Origin of the sequence: Candidatus Nitrosoglobus terrae (genome assembly GCF_002356115.1) — a bacterium.
Taxonomy (GTDB): domain Bacteria; phylum Pseudomonadota; class Gammaproteobacteria; order Nitrosococcales; family Nitrosococcaceae; genus Nitrosoglobus; species Nitrosoglobus terrae.
The window spans coordinates 456,540-472,004 of sequence record NZ_AP014836.1 but is presented as its reverse complement, the minus strand read 5'-3'; the positions used below and the strand labels follow the sequence as shown (position 1 = coordinate 472,004).

Below are 15,465 nucleotides of genomic sequence, written 5' to 3'. Positions count from 1 at the left end.
CTTAAAGTGTTACTCCTCAGCTAATAGCACTGAAGTTCCCGGATTAACACGCTTAAATAACTCAAGCAATGGCTCATTATGCACACGGATACAACCCCGAGATCCATAAACCCCCATAGGAACTTCATCTGGCGATCCGTGAATATAAATATAACGACGCATAGTATCTACATTACCAAAACGATTCTTCCCCGGTTCTAACCCACTTAGCCATAGAATTCGGGTTAATATCCAATCCCGATTCGGGTAAATTTTTCCCAAATCGGGCGTATAAACCTCCCCTGTTGGCCGACGACCCTTAAATACCGTATTTATAGGATAGTCTGCACCAATCTTAGCCCGAATCTGATGCCAACCACGTGGAGTACATTGGCTGCCCATTTGTTCACCAAATCCATTTTTTGCTAGCGATACAGAAGTTTCAAATATTACTTTCTGTCCCTCATTTAAAATCAGACGCTGCTTTAGTAGTTGGATATTGATATAAAATTTAAGTGCCATGCCAATATTAAAATTCAATAGATTTAAAGAAATATTTTTGTTATAGCTTTTCTAAATATATTATTCATCCTGACAAACTTTACACTATAGTTAGGGTTATTAGCTCAACAAGCTTCTATAGTAGTTAAAATACTAGTTGAAATCACCCATATGAGTGGCTATGATTAAATGTTTTTTATTGACTTAGTTACTATTAATTAATTTTATTTCAATTTTAAATCAATAAGTTATATATTTTTATTCACCAGCGCAGGCTAATGGAACAAATTTTGCAGATTACTAATACGGTTTATTTGCTGATAGTAAATCTTACATACTCAAGAACCTAGGCTAATTTCCTTAAAATAACATTGGCACTATTTGATTTCACCTAATGCAGCAAAAAAACCCCTGAACCAGAAAGAGCAGATTAATGTAAAAGCAGAAGGGGATCGCTAATACTTAAACATTAATTTCTATAATTGATAAGCTTATATCTCATCAATATATAGTTATTAGGAAGAGTACTTATTATTTCTATCTTTATAATTTAGCTATAGTTTTTATCTTTAATGGGAATATCTTTGATTATCAAAAATCTAAGCATTCACTCAACTTCCCTTGTTAACGAAAAAATAAAATACTAATTCTAAAAAACCTACATTTGGTTTACTAAAAGTATGGCAAAGAAAGCATCAGTCATTTTCTCTAGGCGTCTACGGGGTTGGCGTTTTTTTCTTCTCAATATTGCCCTTTGCCTTGGAAATATATCAATCCTGTTTAGCATAGGCAGTTATGTCACTATCCAGCCCCATGTGGCTGGAGATCTGGAAGGGGTACTGGTAAGTTTTGCAACTTGGTCACAGACAGATTTTATAGTCTCATTAGCACTCAGCTTCCCCATCGGTCGCACCCTAGCAGAACGATACGGAAACTATCGGGTATATGTAGCCGCGTTTATCCTATTTGCCATTGCTTCTTGTCTCTGTGCTATCAGCGATAGCTTTATACGATTTTTATGGGCGCGTCTTTTGCTTGGCTTCTTTGGCGGCCTTGCGTTTTTTCTGGGTCAAGAACTATTAATAAACGAGTATCCCAACCGTCTTAAAGTATTAGGGCTAGCAATATGGGGAATATTAACGGTTGCTCCTCTTTCAGTCGCTGGCCCAATCGGGGGATGGTTTGCTGATGAGATGAATTGGCGCTATTTATTTTACCTAAATACCGTCGTCTCCCTAATCGTTGCCGGTACCGTCGGCTCATTGCTATACCAGCGTGGATTTAAGTATAAATATCGTCGATTTGATTTCATCGGGTTTATTCTCTATGCCCTCTTTATGGGAGGTATCGCAATTCTCCTCACGCTGGGTAGTGATTTTGATTGGCTTGAATCACCTTTTCTTCGTAAGGTGGTAATTCTCACTTTTATATCCTTAGTATGCTTTATCATTTGGGAAATAGAGAGACGCCATCCATTAATAGATTTAAAGCTATTTATGCACCGTAACTTTACTATTGGTGTACTCTGTTTATTTCTTGGATTCTTTGCAATCCAAGGATTAGCCGCGTTGCTCACCGTCCAGCTTCAGGTACTGCTAGACTACTCGTCTACTCTTGCAGCGCAAGAACTCGCAACCCTATTTACACTAAGCGCGCCAACAATCGCGATAATGCATATACTTACTAAGCGCATGGATGCCCGTATACTCGCTTGTTTCAGCTTTCTTGGGCTTGCCATAGCTTTTTACTGGATAGGATTCTATGACGATCCAGCCTCATTCGATCAGATTCGCTGGCCCCTATTATTTGAAGGTATCTTCATTGGAGCATTTTTTGCTCCGCCCACTGCAATTGCTCTTCACGGGCTAGCAGCCACTCGGGTAGCAAGTGCAGCAGAAATAATCAATGTACTACGCTTTGCTGGCGGTGGATTCGGCATCGCCTCCCAAACCATCGTCGTCTACCGACGCGCTCCCTACCACCAACTCCATTTAGCAGATTATTTTGGGGGCCGATTCTTTCCATCCGTTGATGTCTTTGATCAATTTTCCTCTAAGCTAATGGGTATTGAATTCAATGCTAACGCGATAGTAAGCCAAGGGGGAAGGCTCATTCGCCAACTTTCAGGTATTTTAGCGGTGGATGATGCTTTTATATTGGGTGCCTACACATTTCTAGGGCTTGCCATACTTGTCTGGTTTGCTTATCCAACCCATTTACCTATACCTCCAAGCCCTAAAGAACTAGAAATAGAAGAAGCAGAAGTATCATAAATTAATCATGATTACCCAAGTTACTTTAAGAAATCTGTGTCGTTTGGAACTTGCTGTAGAGTGTATATCGCTTATTGCTGCATGCGCTTGGCTCCCCCACGGTGGAAACCAAGCTGAATTTAACCATTTAATTGAAGTAGCGTTTGTCGATAACCCAAGCCTTAAGAAGGAAAGCTACTTGCGCTCGATTAAAAATAACTTAGTCTGCTAGAGGCAATGCTGGCTATTCATGAATAGTTTATTAAACTTATTTGAGACTCGAGTCCAATCAAGGTTAGATGACGATAGAAGAGTCGTAAAAGTTACCAAAGCATTAAAGACAATTGAATATAGAGGAAGATCGTTAAATCTTTCTACCTTAAAAAAACCTACATTCAATTTATTTAAAGTATAGCAATGAAAAAACCAGTTATTTTCTCCAAGCGTCTACGCGGATGGCACTTCGGTCTCCTTAACATTACCCTTGGCCTTGGACACATACTAGTCATGTTCAATGGAGGAAGTTATTTGGCCCTTGAGCCCCATGCTGCTGGAGACCTAGAAGGAACCTTTGTCAGTTTTATGGGCTGGTCACAGACAAATCTCATGCTTGCGATGGCGCTAGGTTTCCCTATTGGTCGTACGCTAGCAGAGCGATATGGTAATTATCGAGTATATGTAACCGCATTTATCCTATTTGCTGCCGCCTCATACTTATGTGCTATCAGCGACAGTTATCTACGATTTTTATGGGCTCGTATTCTACTTGGTTTCTCTGGTGGTCTTACACTCCTTCTAGGCCAAGAAATACTACTCAATGAGTACCCAGCACGTCTTAAGGTATTAGGAGTATCCATATGGGGGGTACTCACTATTACTCCCTTTACGCTTGCTGGATCAATAGGCGGATGGTTTGCTGATGAGCTTAATTGGCGCTACTTTTTCTACCTGAGTATTATTCTTTCTTTGATTATCGCCGGCATTGTTGGATCGCTGCTATATGCTCGTGGATTCAAATATCGATATCGCCAATTTGATTTTATTGGCTTTCTCCTCTTTGCTTGTACCATGTACGGCATTCAGACACTTCTAAATATGGGCAATGATTTTGATTGGCTAAATTCACCTTTTCTCCGTAAAGTGCTGCTCTTCACGCTCGTGGCTTTTCCTTGTTTTATTATTTGGGAAATAGACAAACGCCGGCCATTAGTAGATTTGAAACTGTTTGCGCACCGTAATTTTGCTATTGGTATAATTTGCCTAGTTGTCGGATTTTTCTCACTCCAAGGGTTAATCTCACTGCTTACTGTTCAAATTCAGGTACTACTAGGCTATTCATCTACCCTTGCAGGTCTAGAATTTGTACCTATCCTTTTATTAAGCGCCCCCGCAGTTGCCATCATGCATATACTCAGTAAGCGTATGGATGCCCGCCTACTTGCTTGTCTCAGCCTGCTTGGACTCGCTACAGCTTCTTACTGGATAGGATTATATGACGATCCAGCTTCATTTGATCAGATTCGCTGGCCACTACTATTTGAAGGATTTTTCTTAGGATCATTTGTTGCCCCACTTACCGCAGTTACCTTGCATGGATTATCAGGTGCCCAAGTATTACGAGCGGCTGAAATAGTCAATATGCTACGGGTGACTGCAGGTGGCCTTGGAATTTCCTTTCAAAATATCGTCATCTACCGACGCGCCCCCTACCATCAACTTCATTTATCAAATTATTTTGGCGGCCGATTCTTCCCATCCTTTGATTCCCTTGGCCAACTCTCCTCCAAGCTAACGGGTATTGGTTACAATGATGGCATGATAAAAGCTTATCTTGGAAGACTTATTCACCGAGCCTCCAATATTTTAGCTGTGGCTGATGCTTTTATATTAGGTGCTTGTATATTTCTAGGGCTTGCCATACTTGTCTGGTTTGCTTATCCAACCCATTCACCTATACCCCCAAGCCCTAAAAAGTTAGGAATAAGGGAAGCTAAGGAAGTTAAAGCACCCTAGATTAACCATGATAGCTCAGTTTACTTTAAAGGATCAGTATCGCTTAGGGTTTGTAGTAGGGTGTCTGCCGCTTATTGCTGCATGTGCTTGGCTCCCTCATGGCGGAAAACGGGCTGAGTACTTAGACCCCGCCTCCATGGAAATGGAACACACTCTTGGGGAAGCTCATGAGCACGAATTCACTCTCCCTGACTGGCCCAAGGATCGTTGGTGGGAGCAGTTCGAAAGCGCTGAACTTAACCATTTAATCGAGGTAGCCCTTGCCGATAATCCAGGCCTTAAAGCCGCCGGCGCCCGATTAAAAGAAGCAGACTCTATCATCAAAATCCAAGGTGCCGGACTCCTTCCCTTCCTAGAGGCAGAAGGCAGCTTTAGTACGGAACGTATTTCATCCCATGGAATAGGTGCCCTAAGCATAGATGCGGAAAACCCATTTCCTGACCTTGGAGCAGGGCTACCTGGGCATGGCCTAGCTGATTTTAGTCTAGGAATATCTGGAAAAACTATCAGTCTAGGGATTATCAACCCCCTGAGTTTTCGCTACAACTTAGACTTCTGGGGAAGGAATCGTTCCTTGATGGAAGCGGCCCTAGGCCGATCTATGGCTGAAAAAGCCGAAAGAGCTGAGGTATGGCTGCAACTGACTACCAGTATTGCTAAATCTTATTTTCACGGATTAGCCACTTATCAGCAACTTAGTTTGCTAGAAACAATGCTAGCCATTCGTGAAGATCTATTAAACCTATCTCAGGTTCGAGTCCAATCTGGACTAGATGATGCGAGAAGAGTCATGGAGGCTACCGAATCATTAGAGACCACTAACAAGCGAATTGCTGGCACTAAAGATCTATTGGAATTTTATCAATATACGCTGGCTCGATTAAGCGGCCATGGGCCTGATGTAGGAGAAGAGTTATTTAAAGACTCGGTGACTATCCCTCGGGGGATTCCATTACCTGAGAATTTACCTATTGGGCTTCTAGCTCATCGACCTGATCTCACGGCGGCGATGTATCGTGCTCAGGCAGCTGCTAAGCTGATTAAGGCGGCTAAAGCTCAATTTTATCCCACTATCAATTTAAATGCCTTCGCCGGCTTTAATGCTATGAGTATATTAAGTGCTGGGGCTTTTTCTGATATTTTATTCTCTCATGGTAGTGTTGCTTATGGGGGTGGGCCGAGTTTTAGTGTGCCTTATTTTGAAGGGGGTCGTTTGCGGGGTGAGCTGCAAGCAGAGCGGGCGGCTTATGATAATGCGGTTAATCTCTACAATGGGACCTTGCTGGAGGCGATGAAAGAGGTAGCAGAAAGTCTAAGTGCCTGGCACCAAACCCGAAAAATACTTGAAGCCCATCATCGTTTGTTAGGTTCAGCCAGAGGAGAGTGGCGCCTGACTAAAGTACGGGTTCGAACTGGGTTAGATGATCGTCGAGAGATGCTAACACGGCAGTTTGCAGTATTAGATCAAAAATTTGCATTAAGGGCTATTGAAGCAGATGAATTGGCAGCAATGATAGAGTTAATTGAAGCGCTAGGGGGCGGAGCCATAGAGGCCGCGGCAAACCCTAGCCCGACAGAGCAACAAACTCAAGAAAAAACCAAAGACACTCAACATACTCAACAAGAAGATCAACGCGCTCAACAGGCAGCTGGTTAAAAGTTTAAACCATGAATACACCTACTAAAATTCACCCTAAAGCAATCTACACCCATTGTAATTTACCAGTTCTTCTCTTTAAAAAACAGAAAAAATACGAGAAGTATAGGCTAGAAATACCCATGAGTAATTAACATGACAGTTCAATCTACTTCAAGAAGCCAATATAGTTTAAGGTTCATCGTTATAGGGTGTATTCTTTTTATTAGCGGATGCGCTTGGCTCCCTCATGGCGGAAAACGGGCTGAGTACTTAGACCCCGCCTCCATGGAAATGGAACACACTCTTGGGGAAGCTCATGAGCACGAATTCACTCTCCCTGACTGGCCCAAGGATCGTTGGTGGGAGCAGTTCGAAAGCGCTGAACTTAACCATTTAATCGAGGTAGCCCTTGCCGATAATCCAGGCCTTAAAGCCGCCGGCGCCCGATTAAAAGAAGCAGACTCTATCATCAAAATCCAAGGTGCCGGACTCCTTCCCTTCCTAGAGGCAGAAGGCGAGCTTAGCGTAGAGCGTCTTTCAGAAAATGGTGTATTTGCCGCCTTAAACCCTCAGGTAGCTGGATTAAACCTTAGTATTGCACAAATCAACCCCCTGAGTTTTCGCTACAACTTAGACTTCTGGGGAAGGAATCGTTCCTTGATGGAAGCGGCCCTAGGCCGATCTATGGCTGAAAAAGCCGAAAGAGCTGAGGTATGGCTGCAACTGACTACCAGTATTGCTAAATCTTATTTTCACGGATTAGCCACTTATCAGCAACTTAGTTTGCTAGAAACAATGCTAGCCATTCGTGAAGATCTATTAAACCTATCTCAGGTTCGAGTCCAATCTGGACTAGATGATGCGAGAAGAGTCATGGAGGCTACCGAATCATTAGAGACCACTAACAAGCGAATTGCTGGCACTAAAGATCTATTGGAATTTTATCAATATACGCTGGCTCGATTAAGCGGCCATGGGCCTGATGTAGGAGAAGAGTTATTTAAAGACTCGGTGACTATCCCTCGGGGGATTCCATTACCTGAGAATTTACCTATTGGGCTTCTAGCTCATCGACCTGATCTCACGGCGGCGATGTATCGTGCTCAGGCAGCTGCTAAGCTGATTAAGGCGGCTAAAGCTCAATTTTATCCCACTATCAATTTAAATGCCTTCGCCGGCTTTAATGCGTTAACCCTCAGAGGAGATAGTATCAACCTACCGGCTTTGCTCTTCTCCCACGCTAGCCTTGCTTATGGGGGTGGGCCGAGTTTTAGTGTGCCTTATTTTGAAGGGGGTCGTTTGCGGGGTGAGCTGCAAGCAGAGCGGGCGGCTTATGATAATGCGGTTAATCTCTACAATGGGACCTTGCTGGAGGCGATGAAAGAGGTAGCAGAAAGTCTAAGTGCCTGGCACCAAACCCGAAAAATACTTGAAGCCCATCATCGTTTGTTAGGTTCAGCCAGAGGAGAGTGGCGCCTGACTAAAGTACGGGTTCGAACTGGGTTAGATGATCGTCGAGAGATGCTAACACGGCAGTTTGCAGTATTAGATCAAAAATTTGCATTAAGGGCTATTGAAGCAGATGAATTGGCAGCAATGATAGAGTTAATTGAAGCGCTAGGGGGCGGAGCCATAGAGGCCGCGGCAAACCCTAGCCCGACAGAGCAACAAACTCAAGAAAAAACCAAAGACACTCAACATACTCAACAAGAAGATCAACGCGCTCAACAGGCAGCTGGTTAAAAGTTTAAACCATGAATACACCTACTAAAATTCACCCTAAAGCAATCCGCGCACGTCGCAATCGCCGCCTTTGGCTCTTTACGCTAATTTTGGTAATAGCCGCATTAGCTTATGCTAGCTATTGGTGGAGTAATGCTCGTTTTTGGATATGGACAGACAATGCCTTTGTAACAGGCAATCTTGTTCCATTAGAAGCTCAGGCAACAGGAATTATTACTGATGTTTTGGCTGAAGAAACGCAGCAAGTTAATAAAGGAGATATCCTAGTTCGCCTTGATGCCCACGTTGCACAAGCTAATTTAGGCCGAACTGAAGGTCAGCTAGGGTTAGAAGTACGTAGAATCGGTGCCCTATATGCTAACAGACGACAGGTAGAACGAACCCTTAAATCTCGTTTAGCTTTACTCGATGTAGTCCGCCATGACGTAGCTCGCTACAAAAAAGCCCTACCGAGCGGTGCAGTATCTAAACAGACCCTGCAGAATGCTATTGATCGTATGAATTCACTTGAGGCCGATGTCCAAGAAACCGACCAGGCGCTCGAGGCCGTCCAATCACAGGTAGGAGGAACTACTGTACGAGAGCACCCTGCTATTATAGCTGCTACAAACGAGCTTATTAGTGCCTATATAGAATATGTACGGCAAAATATTCCATCACCCGCCACGGGTTATGTAGCTAAACGCAAAGCGCAAGTAGGGGATCGGGTCATGCCGGGTAATCTGCTCATGACAATTGTGCCCTTAGATCACTTGTGGGTAGAAGTGAATGTACGAGAAACTGAACTACGCCAAGTACGGCCTGGCCAACCCGCATTAGTATATGTCGATGTCTTTGGGGATACTTACACATTTCATGGAACAGTAGAAGGAATAGTGCCTGGGACCGGAAGTGTATTTGCTCTGCTCCCCCCAGATAACGCCGTAGGTAACTTTATTCATATTGTTCAACGTGTACCCGTACGTATTGGTTTACCGAAAGAAGAGCTCTTAAAACATCCTATACGCCCAGGATTATCAACTATCACCCATATTAATGTGGGTAACCCAGGGCATCCAGTCAGCAGCTCACTGGTAACTAATTCTAGCCATGAATATGCAACGAACGTTTACGCCAATGAAATCACTGATGCAAAAGCTATCGCTAAGGAGATTGTAGATCAAAACATGGTTGTCTCAGAATAACAGTTGGTTAAATCCAGCTAAAATAATCACTAAGGAAACCCCGAAATCACTGCAAGAAAGCTCAATACCGGTAAATAGCCATGGATTGGCGCTAACCGGCGTATTCCTGCCCCATCCTTATTCTTAGGTATTAGGTATAACCACCCCAGTTATTCAAACTCATGGCATGGCCTCACTATCGCTGATAAATGGAATGATGCATACTTTACTCAGTACATCAATGAGATAGGCTAAGTATAAACGGGAGATAACAGAAAACGACTATTATACCTTTATTCTTATGCTCAACTAAATTACGCCAAACGCTAACATTGCCTCTGCCACTCGATGAAATCCAGAAATATTAGAACCAATCACATAATTACTAGAATCACCATATTCCGCAGCAGTCTCATAACATTCATGATGAATATTACGCATAATCTCCTGTAAACGTTTTTCTGTAAATTCAAAGCTCCAAGCATCACGGCTAGCATTTTGTTGCATCTCTAGTGCTGAAGTAGCTACCCCGCCCGCATTCGCTGCTTTACCAGGACCGTAGGCTATCTTTGCTTCATGAAATGCCTTTACTCCCCCAGGGGTAGTTGGCATATTAGCTCCCTCACCCACAGCAATACAGCCATTTGCTATCAATTGGCGTGCTGAGCGTTCATCAAGCTCATTTTGTGTAGCGCAAGGCATTGCTATCTGGCATGGGATATCCCAAATATTACCACCCGCAATATATTGGGCATCTTTATGCTCACTAGCATAGTCACAGATTCGATGTCGCTCGATCTCTTTAAGCCGTTTTACTGTATCCAGATGAATACCCTTTGGATGATGAATAACGCCATCAGAATCAGAACAAGCAACCACCTTTGCCCCCAACGCTAATAGTTTTTCCATCGCATAGATGGCTACATTACCAGAGCCAGAAACTATACAAATCTTACCCTCAATTGTGTCATGACGCACCTTTAGCATTTCATCAACAAAAAATGCACAACCATAACCAGTAGCCTCACGCCGTACTAAAGAACCGCTCCAATGCGGATTCTTACCCGTAATTACTCCAGACTCATAGCGATTAGTAATACGTTTATATTGGCCAAATAGGTAGCCAATCTCGCGCCCACCTACACCAATATCACCTGCTGGGACATCGGTATATTCACCTAAATGGCGATAAAGCTCTGTCATAAAGCTCTGACAGAATCGCATCACTTCACTATCACTTCGGCCTTTAGGATCGAAGTCCGCTCCTCCTTTAGCCCCACCAAGCGGCATACCTGTAATAGCATTTTTGAATACTTGCTCAAAACCAAGAAACTTAATAGTTCCTAGGTATACTGATGGATGGAAGCGTAATCCACCTTTATAAGGCCCAAGCGCACTGTTGAAACCTACTCGAAAACCACGATTAATATGCACTTCCCCATTATCATCCTGCCATGGAACCCGAAAGATGATTTGCCGCTCTGGCTCACAGATACGCTCTATAATCTTATGCTCAGCATATTCTGGATGCTTATGTAACACTGGGCCGAGGGTCTCAACCACTTCCTTAACCGCCTGATGAAAATCAGATTCACCTGGATTGCGCTGCACTACTTCCTTGAAAATGCGCAAAATTCTCGTTTCAACGTCCAAAATTATACTCTCTAATTTTTTGATTTTCTTAAATTTAATAATCTAGCTTATATTGCAGTATAGTTAAAAAATTGCAATAAAATCTATGTATCATGTCCTGATCTATAGGTAACAGTCAACAGTGAAAACTTATTTTTTAGCTATTTAGCTTAACCATGACAATAAGGAAAGATCATTGTCAATTAGCTCTAACTGCTCATTCAAACGAACATCTTCAGCGCCACCTTAATTTCAACTCTATATAAATTTCTCAATATGAATCCATCCAACATATTTGCTTCCCTACCCCAAAACCTTGAAATAGAGCTCTTTGAAGATATCATTCATTCTCAGAACGTACGAATTGAACGGATCGTTTCCAAAGGTCATATCTCGCCTAAAATCGGGTGGTATGATCAAGATGAAAATGAATGGGTGATGGTTGTTAAAGGCAAAGCATCCTTAGAATTTGAGGACGCTCCAAGCTGTGTGCTGTCAACAGGTGATTACATCAACATACCGGCACGCGTCAAACACAAGGTTGCATGGACAGATCCAAATAAAATCACTATTTGGCTAGCAGTTTTCTATAAATAAGCCAAATTATACATAATAAGTTTTCAAGCGCCCGCTGCCTAGCTTAAAAACTTAAGCATTAGAAGGTTATGAAATAAGACTACAGTATCAAAAGGAGAAGCACATGGATAAAAAAATAAATGATGGGATGCTTTTCGTGGCCCACTGGACTCATAACCCGGACAATTGCCCAGGGAGAAGTCAAGAAGGTGCGCAAATGCTCATCGACTTTTGGGCGAATCGCAAGACGGCTGAAAAGAAAGGAATCAAAATCCTTGGAGCTTATGTCGCCGCAACGGAGCATATCTACTATATTATCGTACAAGCTAAAGATTATCAGAGCATGCTTGAGTTTTTTGAACCCCTTATCCCTACCCAAAAAGGGGCTATTCATCCAGTCACTACCATGGATGAATGGACAACTTTTATTCAACCTAAATAATAAGATAAGTTGGCAATGGCTTTAGTATTGTCCGATATCTTTAATTAATAACTGATAATTCAGCCGACTACATCCGGCTACGTATCGAGCGGCGGCTGAACAGCGCTGCGCTGCCGTACACTCATCGGAATTTACCTAGCGAAATACAAGCTCAGCCTGCTCAAAATCAACTCAATGACCTCTGAAAAAACCATTTTTGCTACCAAATTAGAAAGTTTTGTTAAAATCCTTAAAGATCACATCAGCACGGAAGACGGCCAATGGACGGTTAAGGGCTTCATTGATATCTTCAAAAATATCTACACGCTATCTTCAGATACAAAAATTGTGTCAAAAATTCTTGAACTACACCTCTTTCCAAAAATCCTAAAGTTTGCCCAAGAGAATGGCTATGGCTATAAAGTCGTGCTTGCAGAACATCAAAATTACTATCCTGATATTTCATTTGTCAAAGCTATTGATGAGACTGTACGTTTTGCCATTGATTTCAAAACAACATATCGTAACCCCAAAAAACCTCATTTATGCAATGGCTTCACGCTGGGTTCACATGGCGAATACTTCGAAAATAGAACAAGCACAAAAAATATTCAATTCCCTTATGGCTCATACTTAGGTCATTTTTGCCTTGGCATCATCTATGACAGAGCCAATGGTGCAACTATTGACGAAACAAAATCACACAGCATTGATGAGCTACAAGCCATTGCCTCGGTGGCAAAAAATTGAAAATTTTTTGTTACAGAAAAATGGAAGATCGCAAGCGATAAAAGCGGTAGTGGAAATACCGCGAACATTGGTAGCATCAACAACATCGCCGATATTATGGCGGGTCGAGGCATATTTTCCAAATTAGGCGAGGATTGGTTTGACAAATATTGGATGAGTTATAAAAAAATAATAGTACAAGACGGGAAAGGAGGCACGAAGAAAATTGCTACGCTACGGGAGTTTGTGGAATATAAGCACGGAGATGGTTCGCTCATCGTCCAAAAAAGGAACGGTGAAGAATGAGTTTCAAAGTCGGCGTGCCTCCCATCAAATCCCAAGGGATAAAAACCAAGCTCATCCCTTGGATAAACAGCCTTATCCCCTCAGATTTCAAGGGCGCTTGGGTTGAGCCATTCATGGGGACAGGTGCCGTTGCTTTCAACGTTGCGCCCTATCACGCAGTACTTTGCGACACTAATCTACACCTAGTAAATTTCTACACTGCAATTGCAAAGGGCGAGATTACACCGGAGATTATTAACGCCTATCTTACTAAGGAGGGCGCGACCCTGTTGGAGAAAGGGGAAGATCACTATTATTTCATCCGTGACCGGTTTAATGCTCATCACTCTCCGTTAGATTTTTTGTTTGTGAATCGAGCCGGTTTTAATGGCATGATTCGTTTTAACCGTAAAGGGGAGTTTAATATCCCCTTTTGCAGAAAACCTAACCGGTTTGCTCGGGCCTATGTGACAAAAATCACCAACCAAGTTACATGGGTTACAAACATAATTAAAGCTAAGGATTTTTCGTTTAAATGCCAGAGCTTTGAGGAAACAATATCGCAAACCACCAAAGACGACATTATTTACTGCGATCCTCCGTACATCGATAGACATGTTGACTACTACAACGGCTGGGATGGGGATCATGAAAACTCCCTGTTTAAATTCCTAAGCGCTTTTCACGGCAAATTCATCTTATCCACTTGGCACCATAATGACTATCGAGAAAATGAATACATAAAATCCCTATGGGCAAATTTCTCCATATTTACTAAAGAGCACTTTTATCATGTTGGCGGAAAAGAAGAGAACAGAAACCCAATGATTGAAGCGCTCATCACTAATTTCACCCTATCCCCTCAGAAAATAAAAGTAACCCGCTCAGTGCTCTCTGCCCTGTCTTCAGGGGCGTGCTAAGTGCTATATATGAAACGGTATATATATCGCTCATGAGAAAACAATACTATTTCCGTAATAGCAGTAACGGCCTGCTAGCTTGGGATGTTCATAAGCTTATCCAGCTTACGAAAGATCTACAAGCTGATGAAATCCAGCTCAGTGCTATCCATGAGCTTGATGCTCCCTACTGGTACGATTCTGAGGGGGATATATCTACTTGTAGATCCATAGCAGATCACATGCGCTTAGTTCAAGTGTCAAATCTTGCTTATCCAATCATCCTCTACCCAGAAGGCAGGATCATGGATGGCATGCACCGAGTGGTGAAAGCGCTCTTGGAGGGGCACAACGTGATATGGGCTTACCGCCTGCCTAAGCTACCCAATCCAGATTACATTGGCGTTAACCCAAAAGATCTGCCCTACGATGAAAGTTAACGCCTTAACTGCAAATATAAAAATGAAATTACCCCTGAATCAAATCCTTCACGGTAATTGTGTTGAAAGCTTAAATGCTTTGCCTGAACAATCCATTGACTTGATTTTTGCCGATCCTCCGTACAATTTACAGCTACAGCATGAATTGCATCGTCCTAATATGAGCAGGGTCGACGCTGTTAATGATGATTGGGATAAATTCGATTCGTTTCAAACTTATGACCAGTTTACTAAAAAATGGCTGACTGCCTGCAAACGTGTTCTAAAGCCAACCGGATCAATTTGGGTGATTGGCGCTTATCATAATATTTTTCGGGTGGGCACCCTCATGCAAAATTTAGGGTTTTGGTTATTAAATGACGTAATTTGGATCAAAACCAATCCTATGCCTAATTTTCGTGGGGTTCGATTTACCAATGCCCATGAGACCCTCATTTGGGCAAGCACCGGGCAAGGCGCAAAATACACGTTTCATCACCAAGCCATGAAAGGATTAAATGAAGAGAAACAAATGCGCTCTGATTGGTGGCTATTATCGTTGGCAACTGGATCTGAGAGAATCAAAGATAAGGATGGCAATAAAGCCCATTCCACACAAAAGCCTGAATCTTTGCTTTATCGTATTATTCTTGCCTCAAGCAACCCCGGGGATGTAGTACTTGATCCATTCTTTGGCAGTGGTACCACGGGCGCAGTGGCAAAACGTCTTCACAGGCATTGGATTGGCTTAGAAAGAGAAGAAAAATATATAAAAGTAGCGCAAACACGAATAGACGCAATTCAGCCAGAAAAGTTTGACTCCCAAACCTTTAACGTAAAAAGCAAAAATAAATCCGCGCCAAAAGTAGCGTTTTCGGCACTAGTTGAAAATGGATTATTACAGGCTGGGCAAACTTTATTTTTCTCAAAAGATCAGTCTCGTTCTGCCACCATCAAACCTGATGCCAGACTTCGAACCGCAGATGGTTTTGAAGGCAGTATCCATCAGGCAGGAAGCCACTATATGAAAGGTGCCCCCTGTAATGGCTGGGAACATTGGTTTTTGCAGAAAAATGATAACTTAATCAGCCTTGGTGATTTACGAGAAAAATACAGAATAGAAAATGGACTCTATGACGAGCAACCCAATTAAGACTAACTTTCAGACTATACCCAATAGCTAGAGCTGGCCTCAGTAGGGGCTATTCAAAAAG

General features: G+C 42.6%; 12 protein-coding genes and 1 pseudogene. 11 read left to right on the top strand and 2 right to left on the bottom strand.

The window, feature by feature from the left end; translation table 11 throughout:
- Positions 1-9: 9 nt before the first annotated feature.
- Entirely contained in the window at positions 10-501 is a 492-nt protein-coding gene (locus TAO_RS02305) for a L,D-transpeptidase (RefSeq protein WP_096527717.1), read from the bottom strand.
- Between the two features lie 659 nt (positions 502-1,160).
- Between TAO_RS02305 and TAO_RS02300 the strand changes: the two genes are divergently transcribed.
- The 5 genes from TAO_RS02300 (at position 1,161) to TAO_RS02275 (ending at position 9,311) form a co-directional block, all read left to right on the top strand.
- Positions 1,161-2,753 carry a DHA2 family efflux MFS transporter permease subunit gene (locus TAO_RS02300; RefSeq protein ID WP_096526435.1) on the top strand — a complete coding sequence of 531 codons (1,593 nt, stop codon included), beginning with the start codon at positions 1,161-1,163 and terminating at the stop codon, positions 2,751-2,753.
- 396 nt (positions 2,754-3,149) lie between these two features.
- Positions 3,150-4,745 carry an MFS transporter gene (locus TAO_RS02290; protein WP_096526433.1) on the top strand — a complete coding sequence of 532 codons (1,596 nt, stop codon included), beginning with the start codon at positions 3,150-3,152 and terminating at the stop codon, positions 4,743-4,745.
- 7 nt (positions 4,746-4,752) lie between these two features.
- Complete coding sequence (locus tag TAO_RS02285) at positions 4,753-6,402, top strand: efflux transporter outer membrane subunit (protein WP_231910545.1); 1,650 nt, start codon at positions 4,753-4,755, stop codon at positions 6,400-6,402.
- 135 nt (positions 6,403-6,537) lie between these two features.
- The gene (locus TAO_RS02280) at positions 6,538-8,127 is read left to right on the top strand and encodes an efflux transporter outer membrane subunit (protein WP_096526432.1); all 1,590 of its coding nucleotides are present in this window, start codon (positions 6,538-6,540) and stop codon (positions 8,125-8,127) included.
- 11 nt (positions 8,128-8,138) lie between these two features.
- Positions 8,139-9,311, top strand: coding sequence for an HlyD family secretion protein (locus tag TAO_RS02275; protein ID WP_096526431.1), 1,173 nt, complete (start codon positions 8,139-8,141; stop codon positions 9,309-9,311).
- A gap of 288 nt (positions 9,312-9,599) precedes the next feature.
- On the opposite strand, the gene gdhA is transcribed toward TAO_RS02275, so the two are convergent.
- Positions 9,600-10,949 carry an NADP-specific glutamate dehydrogenase gene (gdhA, locus tag TAO_RS02270; RefSeq protein ID WP_172419098.1) on the bottom strand — a complete coding sequence of 450 codons (1,350 nt, stop codon included), beginning with the start codon at positions 10,947-10,949 and terminating at the stop codon, positions 9,600-9,602.
- A gap of 249 nt (positions 10,950-11,198) precedes the next feature.
- On the opposite strand from gdhA, the gene TAO_RS02265 reads away from it, so the two are divergent.
- The 6 genes and pseudogenes from TAO_RS02265 to TAO_RS02240 all read left to right on the top strand — a co-directional run bounded on the left by TAO_RS02265 (position 11,199) and on the right by TAO_RS02240 (position 15,404).
- Complete coding sequence (locus TAO_RS02265) at positions 11,199-11,519, top strand: cupin domain-containing protein (RefSeq protein ID WP_096526429.1); 321 nt, start codon at positions 11,199-11,201, stop codon at positions 11,517-11,519.
- 136 nt (positions 11,520-11,655) lie between these two features.
- Complete coding sequence (locus tag TAO_RS02260) at positions 11,656-11,940, top strand: DUF3303 family protein (RefSeq protein WP_172419045.1); 285 nt, start codon at positions 11,656-11,658, stop codon at positions 11,938-11,940.
- A 174-nt stretch (positions 11,941-12,114) separates the two neighbouring features.
- Positions 12,115-12,954, top strand: a pseudogene (locus TAO_RS02255) (type II restriction endonuclease).
- Complete coding sequence (locus TAO_RS02250) at positions 12,951-13,853, top strand: DNA adenine methylase (RefSeq protein ID WP_096526427.1); 903 nt, start codon at positions 12,951-12,953, stop codon at positions 13,851-13,853. The pseudogene TAO_RS02255 and the gene TAO_RS02250 overlap by 4 nt, the downstream one beginning before the upstream one ends.
- Positions 13,854-13,885: 32 nt before the next feature.
- A complete protein-coding gene (locus TAO_RS02245) occupies positions 13,886-14,272 on the top strand; it encodes a hypothetical protein (RefSeq protein ID WP_096527715.1) in 387 nt (128 codons plus the stop codon).
- A complete protein-coding gene (locus TAO_RS02240) occupies positions 14,262-15,404 on the top strand; it encodes a site-specific DNA-methyltransferase (protein ID WP_197702503.1) in 1,143 nt (380 codons plus the stop codon). The genes TAO_RS02245 and TAO_RS02240 overlap by 11 nt, the downstream gene beginning before the upstream one ends.
- The last annotated feature ends 61 nt before the right edge of the window (positions 15,405-15,465 follow it).

Excerpts from the sequence above, each read along its gene's own strand:
- TAO_RS02280 (WP_096526432.1), top strand. The coding sequence starts at position 6,538 with ATGACAGTTCAATCTACTTCAAGAAGCCAATATAGTTTAAGGTTCATC.
- TAO_RS02250 (WP_096526427.1), top strand. The coding sequence starts at position 12,951 with ATGAGTTTCAAAGTCGGCGTGCCTCCCATCAAATCCCAAGGGATAAAA.
- TAO_RS02285 (WP_231910545.1), top strand. The coding sequence starts at position 4,753 with ATGATAGCTCAGTTTACTTTAAAGGATCAGTATCGCTTAGGGTTTGTA.
- TAO_RS02240 (WP_197702503.1), top strand. The coding sequence starts at position 14,262 with ATGAAAGTTAACGCCTTAACTGCAAATATAAAAATGAAATTACCCCTG.
- TAO_RS02265 (WP_096526429.1), top strand. The coding sequence starts at position 11,199 with ATGAATCCATCCAACATATTTGCTTCCCTACCCCAAAACCTTGAAATA.
- TAO_RS02290 (WP_096526433.1), top strand. The coding sequence starts at position 3,150 with ATGAAAAAACCAGTTATTTTCTCCAAGCGTCTACGCGGATGGCACTTC.
- TAO_RS02305 (WP_096527717.1), bottom strand. The coding sequence starts at position 501 with ATGGCACTTAAATTTTATATCAATATCCAACTACTAAAGCAGCGTCTG.
- TAO_RS02300 (WP_096526435.1), top strand. The coding sequence starts at position 1,161 with ATGGCAAAGAAAGCATCAGTCATTTTCTCTAGGCGTCTACGGGGTTGG.
- TAO_RS02275 (WP_096526431.1), top strand. The coding sequence starts at position 8,139 with ATGAATACACCTACTAAAATTCACCCTAAAGCAATCCGCGCACGTCGC.
- TAO_RS02245 (WP_096527715.1), top strand. The coding sequence starts at position 13,886 with ATGAGAAAACAATACTATTTCCGTAATAGCAGTAACGGCCTGCTAGCT.